This is a genomic window from Heyndrickxia ginsengihumi, from assembly GCF_011008565.1.
In the GTDB taxonomy this organism is placed as follows: domain Bacteria; phylum Bacillota; class Bacilli; order Bacillales; family Bacillaceae_C; genus Weizmannia; species Weizmannia ginsengihumi.
In genome coordinates, this window is sequence record NZ_JAAIWK010000001.1 from 124,931 (window position 1) to 139,992 (window position 15,062).

The 15,062-nt window shown below is 36.6% G+C and carries 12 protein-coding genes and 1 riboswitch; of the genes, 2 read left to right on the forward strand and 10 right to left on the reverse strand.

What is annotated here, in order from left to right; translation table 11 throughout:
• Positions 1-12: 12 nt before the first annotated feature.
• The 3 genes from G4D61_RS00600 to G4D61_RS00610 form a co-directional block, all read right to left on the reverse strand.
• A complete protein-coding gene (locus G4D61_RS00600) occupies positions 13-1,587 on the reverse strand; it encodes a bifunctional metallophosphatase/5'-nucleotidase (protein ID WP_025727452.1) in 1,575 nt (524 codons plus the stop codon).
• 406 nt (positions 1,588-1,993) lie between these two features.
• Entirely contained in the window at positions 1,994-2,677 is a 684-nt protein-coding gene (locus G4D61_RS00605; protein ID WP_035352703.1) for an LrgB family protein, read from the reverse strand.
• Positions 2,667-3,044, reverse strand: coding sequence for a CidA/LrgA family protein (locus G4D61_RS00610; protein ID WP_025727450.1), 378 nt, complete (start codon positions 3,042-3,044; stop codon positions 2,667-2,669). Before G4D61_RS00610 ends, G4D61_RS00605 begins: the two co-directional genes overlap by 11 nt.
• Positions 3,045-3,146: 102 nt before the next feature.
• Here G4D61_RS00610 and cidR point away from each other — a divergent pair, with 102 nt between their 5' ends.
• Complete coding sequence (gene cidR / locus G4D61_RS00615) at positions 3,147-4,046, forward strand: cidABC operon transcriptional activator CidR (RefSeq protein ID WP_025727449.1); 900 nt, start codon at positions 3,147-3,149, stop codon at positions 4,044-4,046.
• 45 nt (positions 4,047-4,091) lie between these two features.
• Here the strand turns inward: cidR and asnB are convergent, their stop codons facing one another.
• Entirely contained in the window at positions 4,092-5,939 is a 1,848-nt protein-coding gene (gene asnB / locus G4D61_RS00620) for an asparagine synthase (glutamine-hydrolyzing) (RefSeq protein WP_025727448.1), read from the reverse strand.
• A gap of 180 nt (positions 5,940-6,119) precedes the next feature.
• Between asnB and G4D61_RS00625 the strand changes: the two genes are divergently transcribed.
• Positions 6,120-7,127 carry a DUF1646 family protein gene (locus G4D61_RS00625; protein WP_025727447.1) on the forward strand — a complete coding sequence of 336 codons (1,008 nt, stop codon included), beginning with the start codon at positions 6,120-6,122 and terminating at the stop codon, positions 7,125-7,127.
• A 52-nt stretch (positions 7,128-7,179) separates the two neighbouring features.
• Here the strand turns inward: G4D61_RS00625 and G4D61_RS00630 are convergent, their stop codons facing one another.
• The 6 genes from G4D61_RS00630 to G4D61_RS00655 all read right to left on the reverse strand — a co-directional run bounded on the left by G4D61_RS00630 (position 7,180) and on the right by G4D61_RS00655 (position 14,714).
• A complete protein-coding gene (locus G4D61_RS00630; protein ID WP_035352704.1) occupies positions 7,180-8,127 on the reverse strand; it encodes an ATP-grasp domain-containing protein in 948 nt (315 codons plus the stop codon).
• 144 nt (positions 8,128-8,271) lie between these two features.
• Positions 8,272-9,309 (reverse strand): LLM class flavin-dependent oxidoreductase, encoded by a 1,038-nt coding sequence (locus tag G4D61_RS00635; protein WP_025727445.1) that lies wholly within the window; start codon positions 9,307-9,309, stop codon positions 8,272-8,274.
• A gap of 73 nt (positions 9,310-9,382) precedes the next feature.
• Positions 9,383-9,489: riboswitch (SAM riboswitch) on the reverse strand.
• Positions 9,490-9,645: 156 nt separating this feature from the next.
• Positions 9,646-11,520: an ABC transporter ATP-binding protein gene (locus G4D61_RS00640; RefSeq protein ID WP_163172993.1), complete on the reverse strand. Its 1,875-nt coding sequence runs from the start codon at positions 11,518-11,520 to the stop codon at positions 9,646-9,648.
• Entirely contained in the window at positions 11,517-13,247 is a 1,731-nt protein-coding gene (locus G4D61_RS00645; protein WP_163172995.1) for an ABC transporter ATP-binding protein, read from the reverse strand. Before G4D61_RS00645 ends, G4D61_RS00640 begins: the two co-directional genes overlap by 4 nt.
• Positions 13,248-13,260: 13 nt before the next feature.
• The gene (locus G4D61_RS00650) at positions 13,261-13,704 is read right to left on the reverse strand and encodes a MarR family winged helix-turn-helix transcriptional regulator (RefSeq protein WP_025727442.1); all 444 of its coding nucleotides are present in this window, start codon (positions 13,702-13,704) and stop codon (positions 13,261-13,263) included.
• A 557-nt stretch (positions 13,705-14,261) separates the two neighbouring features.
• Positions 14,262-14,714, reverse strand: coding sequence for a MarR family winged helix-turn-helix transcriptional regulator (locus G4D61_RS00655; protein WP_052137756.1), 453 nt, complete (start codon positions 14,712-14,714; stop codon positions 14,262-14,264).
• Positions 14,715-15,062: the final 348 nt, after the last annotated feature.

The following is a 15,062-nucleotide window of genomic DNA, read 5'->3' on the forward strand; positions in this document are numbered from 1 at the left end:
CCTCATATCCTTTTAGTAGACCACTTCCCAATTATGGTCTATAGTTGCTTTTACAATTTTTCTTTTCAAAATATAATTGGCAATCAACTCTGATACATCAATTTGGATATCTTTGATGACAGGCTTGCCCTTATACATAAAATAGTTGCCACCGCCACCTGCTCGATAATTATTCATTACAACATCGTATTCCATTTCCGGATCTATTGGTTTTCCCTTATAATCCAATTTCATAATCCGCTCTCCAAACGGCTTCGATACATCAATAATGTACTCAATTCCTTCCCACATATCATAATTGAAATGCTGCGGCTTCGGATTTGTAAAAGCAGGATTTACTTCGATGTTATTACCATTATACTCTTTAAAATAGGTTGCAGATCGTTCCAACGCCTCTTTAATATCTTTTCCAGTGATTCTAATTACTTTCAATGTATTAGGGTACATGTAATTTGACACAACATCACGCATTGTTACATGTTTTGGGAATCCTAAAGATTTATTATCAAATAAGGCTGTATTGGATATGTCAACACCAGCAGCATCCATTTGTACTTGATTAATAAATTCAATAAGCGCATTATCCTTTGTCCGGACTTCCATAGGATCGTTCACAACCATGTCCCCATCAATTTCACCAATTGGCTGATCTAGCCATGTTTGAGTCTCTTCTTCATAAGCTTGTACAGTCGCAAGAATTTCCTCATCTGCCTTTACATGCTCGACAGATAGTATTTCAGACATTTTTTCCGTGCAAGTCCAGTGCCCGTGCTCTCTTTTTAATTGTAATTTGACCTTTCCTAATACAATTCCTTTATTACCAGGCTGTACAACTAAAACACCATGAATTTGTTTTCCTGAAATTAGTCGATGCTGATGCCCTGTCAGCAGAACATCAATGCCCTCTACTTTTTGACATAGCTCATATCCTTGGTTCTCCCCTGTTAATACTTCAGTTGGCTTACCACTATCAAGATCTCTTTCGAAGCCGCCATGATACGAAACAATGACAATATCGACTTTTTCCTTTTCACGTAAAAATGGCACCCATTTTTTTGCAACTGTTACTGGATTTTCGAACACCATTCCACTAATATGTTCAGCTTGCTCCCAATTCGGGATATACGGAGTTGTAAGTCCGAGCACACCGACCTTCACACCTTCAGCAAATTGTTTAATAAAATAAGGTTTTCCAAAATAAGGCTCATTCGTCTCTTCATTTAAAATATTAGCTGACAGCCATGGGAAATTTGATTGTTGTACTGCATTCCATAAGAGCTCTTTTCCATAATTAAATTCATGGTTACCAAACACTGCTGCATCATATTGCAACTCATTTGCCACCATCACCATAGGATTTTGATGATTGGCTTTCATTCTTATATAATAATAAGTTAAAGGAGTTCCTTGAATTAAGTCTCCATTATCCAGCAGCATTACATGTTGAGATTTCGCCCGCTCCTGTTTAATTAATGTTGCTATTTTCCCTAGTCCAACATTTGCTGGCTTTTTCGTACCATAATTAATCGGAAAAATATTCCCATGAATATCACTCGTTTCAAGTACCACAAGTTCAAATGTATCCATCATGTGTTCCTTTCTCTCTAGTTTTTAGGAATTTTAGTAGCTTAACTGCTATTTTATCAAAAAAAGATATTAAATACAGAAAATTATATTTATTTAAGCAAAGAGACGAATGAATGATAGGTATATAGCATACTTCTTATTTCCGCCTTCTGTGGGATCTAATGTCATAAAAAAGAAGCCAGGAAAAACTCAAAAGTAGTTAGCTAAAGACAAACATTGCACAATCTCCTCCGGAAATACACGTAGACTACTGTGGGAGGCTCACCAGCTGCCCGCGGAAAGTGAAGTATATTTTCGAAACGGGGGTGGAGCGCAATATTTGCGTTTTCTTTAGTTAATATACTTTTGTCCCAGCCTCTTCTATCAACGAACTAAACCGAACCGTATAACGATTCATTTAAAAGGTTTAATGAATAAGATGAGAAACCATCCATGGAGTAACAAACATTGAAATGATTGCAATGATAATCATACTGACGCTCGAAATCGCACCCGATTTCGAGCTCAATTCAAATGCTTTTGATGTTCCATCTCCATTTGCACTTGTACCTAACAGAATACCGTGAGCAACTTCGTTTTTGATTCGTAAACTTTTAATAATAAACGGTGCAAGTGCCGAGCCAATAACTGCGTTAATAATAACAAATACTGCAGTAATTGTAGGAACTCCCCCAATTTGCTGTGATACGCCCATTGCAATTGGCGTTGTAATTGTAAAAGGAATAATACTGCGAAGTAAACTTTTATCAAAGTGAAATAATGTGGCAATACTTGAGGAAACAAAGATGGACATCAATAATCCAATACCGATACCAATTAAAATCTCTAATGCATTTTTCTTAATAACATGAAAATGTTTATAAAGTGGAATTGCAAAAGCGGCAATAGCAGGTTGTAGTAATTCTGATAAAAGTGTCGTACTCGATTGATAATCTTTATATGGGATATCTTTCAAAAGTAAGAAAACGGCTAATATAATTGGTGTTACAACTAATGGGGAAACGAAAACAAGTTTATACTTTCTGTAGAGCTTTTTAAAAGTATAGTAGCTGGCAATGGTCAGCAATAAGCATAACAGTTTAATTGTCACTCATTTTCACTTCCCTTCTTTTCAAAATTTCATCTGCAATCCAGCCTGATCCAATCATAACTGTTATTAGACTAGTGATGAGAACCGCCATGATCTCTAAGCCATTTTCCAAAAGCAATGTTTTATATTTAATAACCCCTACCGCAGAGGGAATAAAGAAGAGTAGTAGCTCAGCTAACAAGAAATTAGCCCCAAATTCAATCCACGCTAACTTTATGATCTTAGTTTGTAATAAGACAAACAAAATCATCATCGATAGTATATTACCTGGCAATGGTAGGTGCAGCAAATAGACGAACCAGTTCATAGCTTTCGTAAATAATAAAAGCAGCAATACTTGCAAAAATCCTAAAGCTATTTTTTTCATTTCCATCCACCTCTATATTAAGTTTACTGTCTTAACGGATATAGGTAAAATGAATAATTAGAATAACTCTCATGCATGTTATCTATATAGGGAGGAATTTCAATGGATATTCAGCATTTACAGTACTTTGTTTCCGTAGCCATTCACGGCAGTTTTACAAAGGCAGCTCAGGAACTATATGTATCACAACCAACGATTAGCAAAATGATTAAAAATATTGAAGATGAACTCGGCATTCAATTATTTGACCGCTCCGGCAAGCAAGTCGAATTAACGGATGTAGGAAAAGTCATTTTCATCCAGGCACAAAATACACTCAAATCCTTTCAGCAATTAAAAGATGAGATCAATGATGTCATTAATCTAAAAAAAGGTACAATTCGAATTGGACTACCTCCTATGATCGGCTCTCGGTATTTCCCATACGTCATTAACGAGTTTCATAAAATGTATCCAAACATAAAAATTCAACTCATTGAAGAAGTAACAAAAAAGGTTGTCCACGATGTTGAAAATGGCAAATTAGATCTCGGTGCTGTCGTATTACCTGTAAATAATGAACTAGTTCATCATTTTTCTTTCGTCCGTGATCGTCTTGTCCTCCTTCTTCATCCAACCCACCCTCTTGCAAAAGAAGAAAAGGTTGCCCTTGATCAGATTAAAGATGAAGACTTTATCTTCTTCCATAAAGATTTCATGCTTCATGATCAAATTATCCATGAATGTATGCGGGTAGGGTTTATGCCAAAAATCGCCTATGAAAGTGCACAATGGGATTTAATTAGTGGTTTAGTGGCAGCAAATCTTGGGGTTGCCTTATTGCCATCATCTATTTGCAAAGCTTTTAACACAGATCGTGTTACATTCGTAGAGTTAACAAAACCGTTTATACCTTGGAATTTGGCGCTTATTTGGCCTAAAGATCAATACCTATCGTTTGCAACGAAAGAGTGGATCCGATTTACAAAAGAACTATTCAATAAATACAACAAAAAAAGCTGACTCACTTTCAAGCCAGCTCTTCATGATCAATGCCTTGTTAAAAGGTTACTCACTAATATTAATTCTGTATGTTTCAAACCAATGATGAATTTGTGCAAGATAAGCAAGTAATTGTGGTCCTGTCATTAACTGCCCAAACCACGGTGTTTTAAAAGCATCCCCATTTGTTTTTACTAATTCCATTAAAGTATCGCGTTCTATAAATTCATATAAAATAGAATCTTTATGCTCTAAAATTTCTGTTAACCAATTATTGACTGCCTTTGTATAAGCTGGATGATGTGTTTTTGGATATGGACTCTTTTTACGATATAAAATTTCTTCTGGCAATATACCTTCCAATGCTTTCCGCAAAATCCCCTTTTCTCTGTTTCCGTACATTTTTATTTCCCAAGGAATATTCCATACGTATTCTACTAATCTATGATCTGCGAACGGAACACGTACTTCTAGACTTGCTCCCATACTCATCCTATCTTTCCGGTCTAATAATGTTGTCATAAACCAGAGCATATTCATATAGAATAATTTGCGCCGCCTTTCTTCAAGTGGTGATTCCCCATCTAATAAAGGTGTTTCACTAATTGATGATTCATACTGAGACATAACATACTCTTTTAATTGTAATCTATCTTGCCATTTTCCTTTTAATAACCCTATACGTTCATCAAGTGACCGCATCCATGGAAAACCTTCACGATTTAAATCATCTTCTCGGCGGAACCAAGGGTATCCTCCGAAAATTTCATCAGCACATTCTCCAGATAAACTTACAACGAAATCTTTCTTAATTTGTTTACAGAACCAAAGCAAGGATGAGTCGACATCAGCCATCCCTGGTACATCCCGAACGATAACAGCCTCTTTCAAATATTCAGCAAGGTCCTCTTGGGTAATGACGCAAGAATGATGGACAGTTTGAAAAGATTCTGCCATTTTCTGTATCCAAGGGCCGTCCGCATTTGGTTGGAAATCATTTGCTTTGAAATAACGATCATTTTCTTCATAATCAATAGAAAAAGTGTGCAACGGTCCTTTGCCTTCAGCCTTAAAATAATTGGCAGCAATTGCCGTAATGGCACTCGAATCAACCCCACCGGAAAGGAACGTACAAACAGGGACATCAGACACCAATTGTCGAACAACTGTATCTTGAAACAAACTTCTAATATGATCTGCCGTTTCCTCTACTGAATCTGTATGCTTTTTACTTTTCACATTCCAATATCTCCAAATTTTCACTCCATTACGAGAAAAGATCATCGCATGGGCAGGACGTAACTCCTGAATACCTCGAAATACACCCGTTCCTGGTGTTCTTGATGGCCCTAGTCCCCAAACTTCAGCTAAACCATCATAAGTAACTTCCGTCTTTACGGTTGGATGCGCCAAGATTGCTTTGATTTCTGAACCAAATAGCAGTCCCCCATCGTGCTCTTTGAAAAAGAATGGTTTCACTCCTAAACGGTCTCTGCCAACAAATAACTGTTCCTTCTTTCCATCCCAAATTGCAAATGCAAAAATACCGTTCAAATGATCGACACATTGTTCTCCCCACTCAATATAAGCTGTCAACAATACTTCTGTGTCTGAATGACCTTGATAAGTATAACCTCTCTTTAATAATTCCGTCCGTAAATCTTCCGTATTATATAATTCACCGTTATAACAAATTGTATAAGTATATTCTTCTTTCGTCCGTGTCATTGGCTGAATACCACATAGTGGATCGACAACCACTAATCGTTTATGCCCAAATGCCGCATGTGGTGTGAACCATAAGTTCGTATCATCTGGTCCACGCTTTCCTAATGTTTCTGTCATGGTATTTAAGATTTCTTGTTCATGTTGTAAATCTTTTCGAAAATCAACCCAGCCGGTTATTCCGCACATTTACGACCATCCTTCCTAAATTTCTCCACTAAATAAGTATGGCGATATCAGTAACGATATTAGTATATAGGCGAACATCCCAAATCGTGAGTTGTCCATAAAAAATAGCTTGTGAACGAATGAAATAGATCATTGTCAAGTAAATATAATATAGTGATATTTCTAGAAAGGAATGGGGTAATGATAATTGTTCTACTCATTATACTAGCTCTTGTATTGTTCCTCCCATTTTCAGTCAAATTGATTGAGTATAATTTGGAAATATTCCTTTTTATAATGGGAGTTATTGCTGCTATTGTTGGAAATGTACTAACGAAATCACTTGTCATCAAAGCATTAGAGAATCCGATTGCCATTGCAGTTGTTACATTAGTCGCTGGCTTATTATTTCAATGGTTTGCAAAGCCGCTTGAACAAGTAATTTCGAGAATAAAAAGCAACGTTCCATTTCCGTTGTTTGTTGCAACAATTGTAATTGTTTTAGGCTTAGTTTCCAGTATGATCACAGCCATTATTGCTGCCTTAATCTTAGTAGTCATTATGAAAAGCATTTGTCTTGATCGAAAATCAGAAATTCGTTTGGTTGTATTAGCATGTTTTTCAATTGGACTTGGGGCTGCCTTAACACCAATTGGAGAGCCGCTTTCTACGATTGCCATTAGCAAATTAAATCAGAGCTTCTTCTACTTAATTCGCTTAATCGGGATTGAAGTCATTTCGGCTATTCTTTTTTTGGGGATATTAGCAGCCGTTCTTATCCACCCTTCGCAACATCATGAATTCCTTCATAGCAAAAGAAAACGTGACACATATGAAACATTTATACTGCAAAGCATAAAAATTTATCTTTTCGTTATGGGACTAACTTTGCTTGGTGCTGGATTTGGACCACTTATTAACCATTATTTGCTTACCTTAAGCCCTCATATTTTATTTTGGATTAATATGATTTCAGCCATATTGGATAATGCTACTTTAACTGCTGCTGAAATTAGTCCACAAATGGGGGATAAAACGATTAAAGCAATTTTACTAGGTTTATTGATTAGCGGAGGGATGTTAGTGCCTGGAAACATTCCGAATATCATATCAGCCGGTAAGTTGAATATTACAAGTAAAGAGTGGGCAAAATTTGGACTTCCTATAGGGCTATGCTTAATGATTGTCTATTTTCTCATCATCTTATAATGTTCTACATAAAAATGGTCCTCTTAACGCAGAGGACCATTTTAACACTTTATTAGTTGTTGACGTATTGCTCATTCAACTCTTTTTGTAGAAATTTTGCTAATTCGAGCATGCCGTATTTACCTGCTGCAGCTTCAGCATCGGAATTATAATTTGTATTCGTATTAATATCGTACGTATAAATGTCTCCAGCCGCATTGCGAATAAATTCAATGCCTGAGACTTTAATATTATTATTGCGCAAAACTTCTTCATATTTCTCAATAATAGGCTCATTGAAATCTTTGATAATTTGAAATTTCGGTTTTTCCTCTACTTCTTCTCCTACTGGACAAAATAGGTCACCAATTCGGCATGCATCTGCTGGACAAAGCTCAAAACCCTCAGAAGTATCAACCCGTACAGCATATACAAATTTTCCGCCAATAAACTCACAGCGTGTAATATAGTGCTCTGGTGACTCAATGTATTCCTGAATTAAAGTAATTCCATCTCTTGAATCTTCAAATGTATCGCTATATACATATTCTTTTAATGCCTCAATAGAGTGGAATAGTTGTACGCCGAGTCCCTTTCCAGCGCGATTATGTTTTGTTATAAAAGAAGAAACACCCAATTGCTCAGCTGCTTTAATAATTTGCTCTTTGCCAACTGCCGCAATCGTTTTCGGTGTACGGATTCCATGTTTTTCAAGCTCTGCATATTGATTCACTTTACTTACTTCTAAACGCAGCGCGCTGCTGCCATTAATAACTTTTCTTCCATGGCGTTCAAGCCATGCAAATACTGCAGATGTTAACTCAGGAGCATAAGAATGATTTCGTGTATGAGAAGATGCGCTCATGCGGCTGAAAAAGATACCTTCTGGCGGTATACCATTTAACTCAACTGTACCTTCATCTAAAAACCATTCTTCATACGGCACTTTCAATTCTTCTAGTCTTTTAATCAAATGATCCGTCCACTCTTGATTTTCATGGATAATATAAACTTTTGACATGTCATTTCCCCCATTCATCTTACTTTAAGGCTGATATTAAAAAAGCGCATGTGATTTTCTCTCTAGGTTACTCGCCTTCCATAGGCGGTTGCTGGATCCCAATAACTTTTTATGAATCTAAACCTATTAAAAAACAATATTCTTTTAGGAAATCGGCTGCTTTAATAAAGGCATTACTTGTTCTGAAAAGCGCTCCATTTCCTCTAACTGCGGTGAAAATTGCAGTAACAATAAATCTATTCCTGCCTCTTCATAAGCTTTTATTTTCTCAGCAACTTGTTGTGGTGTACCAATTAAATTCGGTCTTAGCCCACGGTTTGAAACAGAATAATCATACAATTTCACTTGCTGTTCTAATTGGGATTTACTAATAAAATCTTGATAGCCTGCGTAACCGCTGTTTACTTTAACATCTGTAATTCTCTCCAATTCAGCCTGTGCCTCTTCTTCTGTATCTCTGCAAATAACATAAGCGGCCATTCCAAATGATTGTAGCGGTGTTTTATTCGCTTGCTCACGCCGCTTTTTCATGTCCCCAATTTTTTCTCTTATTTCCTCTACAGTTCCACCGTGCATAACATACGCATCACAAGTATTGACAATCGCCTGTTTGCCACGATCGCTCTCGCCGCCCGCGTAAAGCTTCGGAAATGGCTTTTGCACTGGCTTTGGCGCGAGTTTTGCGTTTTCAATTTGATAAAAACGGCCATCATATGAAAAAGTTTCTTCTGTCCAAAGTCCTTTCAATACATCAAGAAACTCTTCTGTTCGATCATATCTTTCATCATGGGCTGTAAAAATACCGCCGTATTGCTTTGCTTCGCCTTCCCACCATGCCGATACAACATTCAAAGTAAAGCGGCCATTACTAATATGATCAATATTAGCAGCCATTTTGGCAGTTACGGCTGGATTATGAAAACCAGGGCGTACTGCTGTCATAATTTCAATTTTATCTGTAACAGCGGCTAATGCAGCTGCAGTAGACCAAGCTTCAAGGGAATCACTTTCAGGACCTTTAATATCATTTAAATATAACTCTGCAATAAGTGTTGTATCAAACCCCCACTTTTCAGCAGACTGTATAACTTTCTTTGCATAATCAAAAGTAGGTGGCATAAATTCATTTTCTACATTTCTTAGCCATCCGCCAAAAATCGGTAACCAAAATCCGTATTTCATTTCTTCTCCCCCAATATTGTTAATAGATACTAAAAAAACTTCTTCGATAAGAAGAAGTTTTTGATTAGCCTCTGTCTTATCTTTCAGAACAATCCGTTCTGCTGGAATTAGCACCTTTCAGACATAGTCTGCGGTTGCCGGGCTTCATAGGGCCATTCCCTCCGCCTCTCTTGATAAGAATATTTTGTTTTTTTCGTCATCTTAATCCTACTATAAAACTATGGATTGTGCAATTAAAAAGTGGGACATGTTAAGAAAGCAAACGATCCTTATTAGCATAGAACTAACATCAAAACAATACATAAAGAACAGTTGCTGTATTCCATTTGTATTGATTTAGCCTATTTGTTGCTGTGATGAAAATTGGCTATTATATAGTTCTGCATAAAACCCGCCTTTTTCTAACAATTGTTGATGTGTGCCTTTTTCAATAACATCACCATGATTCATAACAAGAATGATATCCGCATCACGAATCGTTGATAATCTATGGGCAATGACAAAACTTGTTCTGCCCCTCATTAATCTATTCATTGCCTTTTGAATAGCTACTTCTGTACGAGTATCTACACTACTTGTTGCTTCATCAAGAATTAAAATAGTTGGATCTGCTAATATTGCCCGTGCAATCGTAAGCAATTGCTTTTGCCCCTGAGAAATATTGGAGGCTTCTTCATTCAATATCGTGTCATAACCATCTGGAAGAGCACGAATAAAATGATCCGCATATGCTGCTTTAGCTGCCTTCATAATTTCCTCTTCTGTTGCATCTTCTCGGCCGTATGCAATATTTTCACGAATTGTCCCGTTAAAGAGCCAAGTATCTTGAAGAACCATACCAAACATCTTACGAAGATGCTCTCTTTTTAAATGCTGAATGTCTACACCGTCAATCGTAATTTTTCCATCGCCCATTTCATAAAAACGCATTAGGAGATTAATCAACGTTGTTTTTCCAGCACCAGTGGGACCGACGATAGCAACCATTTGCCCCGGAGCAACATCAATATTCATGTCGTGAATTAACAATTCATTTGGCTTGTATCCAAACTGAACATGTTGAAAGGATACTTCTCCTTTTGCCTGTGGAATAACTATTGCGTTCTCCATTTCCGCTACTTCTTCTGCTTCATCTAAAATCTCAAATACTCTTTCTGCAGATGCAATGGTGGATTGGATAATATTCGCAATGTTAGCCGTTTGTGTAATTGGCTGTGAAAATTGACGCGAATACTGAATAAATGCCTGCACATCCCCAACCTCAATACGATTTTTCAAAACGAGAATGCCTCCAACTACAGAAACGAACATATAACCAATATTATTGACGAAAGACATGAGCGGCATCATCATTCCGGATATAAATTGTGCTCTCCAACCTGCTTGATATAATTTATCATTCAGTTGTTCAAAATGATCAATCGTCTGTTTCTCCTGGCCAAATGCTTTTATGATTTGATGACCCGTATACATCTCCTCAACATGTCCGTTTACTTCACCTAATGAACGCTGTTGGCCAATAAAATGCTTTTGTGACCGTTTTGCAATCATCATCGTGACAATAATGCTGAGCGGAATGGTAAGTACAACGATTAGCGCTAACAGCGGACTAATCGTTAGCATCATGACAATAACACCAATAATCGTCACTAGTGAGGTAATTAATTGCGTCAAGCTTTGTTGTAACGTTGTACTTATATTATCAACATCATTAATTACCCTGCTTAATATTTCACCATGTTGTCTTTCATCGAAATACTTTAATGGCAACCGGGACAGTTTTTCATTTACATCCTTTCGAATTTGATAAACTGTCTTTTGAGCAACGCCTGCCATCACGTACTGTTGAAGAAAGCTAAACAGAGAACTAATCGCATATAAAATAATCAGCATAACAATAATTTTGCCAATATATTGGAAATCGATATGTGCCCCTGGAACCCCTTTTATTTTCATCATCATTCCTTCAAACAGCTTCGTTGTTGCTTTCCCCATAATTTTCGGGCTCACTATCGAAAAAATAACACTTAAAATAGCTGCAAAAAATACAGTTAACAACCGCAAACGGTGAGGCTTCAAATATATGAACAGTCTTCTTAAAGTCCCTTTAAAATCCTTTGCCTTTTGAACAGGCATCGCCATTGCCATGCCATGACGGCCACCACCCCGACGGCCGCCGAAGTGAGGAGCTTGTTTTGAATCCTTACTCATACGATCTCCTCCTCTGCCAACTGAGATGATACAATTTCTTTATAAACTTGACATGTATTTAATAGCTCATGATGAGTGCCAATTCCTGCAATTTCCCCTTCATCTAACACGATAATACGATCTGCATCCATTACTGTGCTGACTCTCTGGGCTACGATTAAAAGGCATGCATCTCTTATTTCTGTTTTTAAAGCATTGCGTAGTGCCGCATCCGTTTTAAAATCAAGGGCAGAAAAGCTATCATCAAGTAGATAAAATTCTGCTTTCCTGAGTAATGCCCGCGCAATTGAAAGACGTTGCTTTTGCCCACCAGAAATATTCGTTCCCCCTTGGGAAATCGTTGACTGATAACCTTCTGCCATTTCAGAAATAAAAGACGCTGCTTGAGCAACTTCAGCTGCATGCTGAATTTCCTCATGATCCGCATGCTCATTTCCATACCGAATATTATCGGCAATCGTCCCTGTAAACAATACAGCTTTTTGCGGAACAAAGCCGATTTTTTTTCGCAGCTCAACTTGACTCATCGCCCGTACATCAATGCCATCAATCAAAATACGACCGCTACTTACATCAAAAAATCTTGGAATTAAATTTAATAAAGTCGACTTTCCGGACCCCGTTCCTCCAATAATCGCGGTAACCTCTCCAGGTCCTGCCTTAAATGAAATATTCGCCAAAGCTGGTTTCTCTGCGTTTTCATAATAGAAAGAAACATTTTGGAATTCAATTGTTCCTCTAATAGTTTGTTCCGGCGTTTCCGGACTTTCAGGATCTAAAATATTCGCTTCGATCTTGAGTACTTCATTAATACGGGTGGCTGATACAGATGCTCTAGGAATTAAAATAAACATCATTGACATCATTACAAATGAAAACATGATTTGTGTCGCATATTGAATAAATGCCATTAAATCCCCTACTTGCATATCTCCATGATCAATGCGAATACCCCCAAACCAAATAATTGAAATCATAGAGAAGTTTAAAATGAGCATCATAGCCGGCATCATGACTGCCATAATTTTATTTACTCGAATAGCCGTATTGGTAACATCTAGATTTGCTTGTTCAAATCGTTTTTTTTCAAATGCAATACGACTAAATGCACGAATAACACGAATACCTGTTAGATTTTCACGCATCACCCGATTGAGAGCGTCTAATTTTTTTTGCATCTTTCGAAATAATGGAATTGCCCTTGATTGGACAAATAAAATAACGAGTATAAGAATCGGTATTGATACAACAAAGACCCACGAAAGCTGAGCATCACGGGACAATGCCATTATCATTCCTCCGATACACATTAATGGAGCCATCACCATCATTCTTAACATGATCGTCAATACTTGTTGAACTTGGAAAATATCATTCGTTGTTCTTGTAATTAATGATGCTGTCCCAATTTTGTCAAACTCTTGTTGTGAAAGGCTTTCAACATGTGAGAAAACCTTGCTGCGAATTGTTCTCCCAAAGCCAGTCGCTGACTTTGCCGTAAAAAAGCTGGCCGCAACCGAACAAAGCATCCCACCAACCGCAACAAGCAACATAAACGCTCCGATTTTCCATATATACGAAATATCTCCGTTTACCACTCCTTTATCTACGATATCCGACATTAAAGTTGGCAAATAAAGTTCAGACAATGTTTGCAAAAAAACAAGTATGATAGCTAACATGACTTGAAGTCTATAAGCCTTTAAGTAGCGAAACAGCTTGAACATAATAATATTCTCCTTACTCCATATTATCGATATATTGAATCACTTTTTCTAATTGTTGAATAAGCTCCTTACACTCTTCCTCCCCTACAAATTCCACTAATCCATTGAAAAACTGTTCCCTAGCCTTTTCAGCTTTTTGCATCATTTCCTTACCTTGATCAGTTAGTTCTATCCGAACCATCCTACGATCATTTGGGTCAATTTCACGGATTACCAAACCTTTTTTCTCTAAGTCATTGATTAATTGTGTAACAGTTGAAGATGTAACTTGAAGATGCTGACTAATTTTTGAAACACTAATTCCTGTTTCTTTTGAAGACTTATAGATAACCATCAGCATACGCACTTCACTTGGCTTCAGTCCATCCACATTAAAAAAGGCTGCAAAACGCAATTTTCTAAATTTATATAAGGCATTATATAACTGCTGAACAACTTCACTATGTTCCTGATCCACTTTTCTTTTCTCACTCCATTTTATATAGTTTACTTATTAATTAATTAAGTAAACTAATTATATACACTCCCTATTGTAAAAAAGCTGTCTAAATAGGTAACGGGAGCAGTTTACAGGTGCAAAATAGTAAACAATAGTGTAAAAAAATCCTATTCGCTTATGAATCGGATTCCTTTTCTTTGTTAATATATAAGGTTCAATGCTGTTTTAAAAGGTGAATCAGCAATGAAATCCATACACTAATTAACAAAAATCTGTTGTATAACAGATAGACTCTGAAATATGTTAAAAATTATTTATTTTAATCAACTAAAATTAGTCTTTGAGATAAATTATTGATTATCTATAAAGGAAATATTCCCTTTTCCGAAAAGATGCTTTATGGCAGAAAAGCGTATGTTATCGTTACATTGTTCACAAAGATAATATTTTGTTTTTCCCTGTTTATAAAGTTTGTATTGATAGTTTTCTTCAGAAAGTTCAAACTTTTTAACACAACTACTGCACGTAACGTAGTAAGACATATTATATTACCCCCTCCACCTTGTTGAGACCCTCTATTCCTCCAGTAATAATTCATACAATTCTTCTTGAATGGATAATAATGACTCTATTTTTTCTGGTGATAATTTTTTCAAAGCACGATTCATCCTTTGGAATAAACCACTTGGGTCCTCGAAGATTTGTTGAACCTGCTGTTCACCCTTCGCCGTTAGTTTAAGCTGTACTTCTCGACGATTATTTTCTGGTATACTTCTTTCTATTAATCCTGCGGAAACTAATCCTTCAATACTCGTACTAAGTGTACTTTTAGAAAATTGGAGATGTTCAACTAAAGTTTTCTGCGGCATAGTTACGCCTGCTTGGATTACTTGTAATATCCAGAATTGAGGCATTGTTAAATCACTCTTCGAGATAACCTCTAAACCCCATTTACGAAAAAGCTTATGCATTTCTCTGAAAGAAGTAAGCACTGCTTTTGTTTGACTTCTTTGTGAATTACTGTCCATTTTTGAAACACACCTTTTTGTCTAATTATGAATAGTACGAAATTGAATTGTTCGAAAAAGAACTATTCATCTTAATGTTAGTATACATCCATTAAGATGAATGTCAATAGGCCAATATTAGCCCTAGTTTTATTTAGAAAAACAGCAGGTGGAGATTTAACGAGCTATTTCTTATGATAAATCCAATCGTAAACAGATTTATTTACTTAGAAATGAGCTAGACGGTTTCCTCTTCAAAGATTACTTTCCACAGGGGTCCAAGAGCCCCATAACTTCACTCCAATCAATTTTATGAAGGATGGATAAAAAAATAAACAGGCAAATTAAAAGAGCTAGATACTACTCATA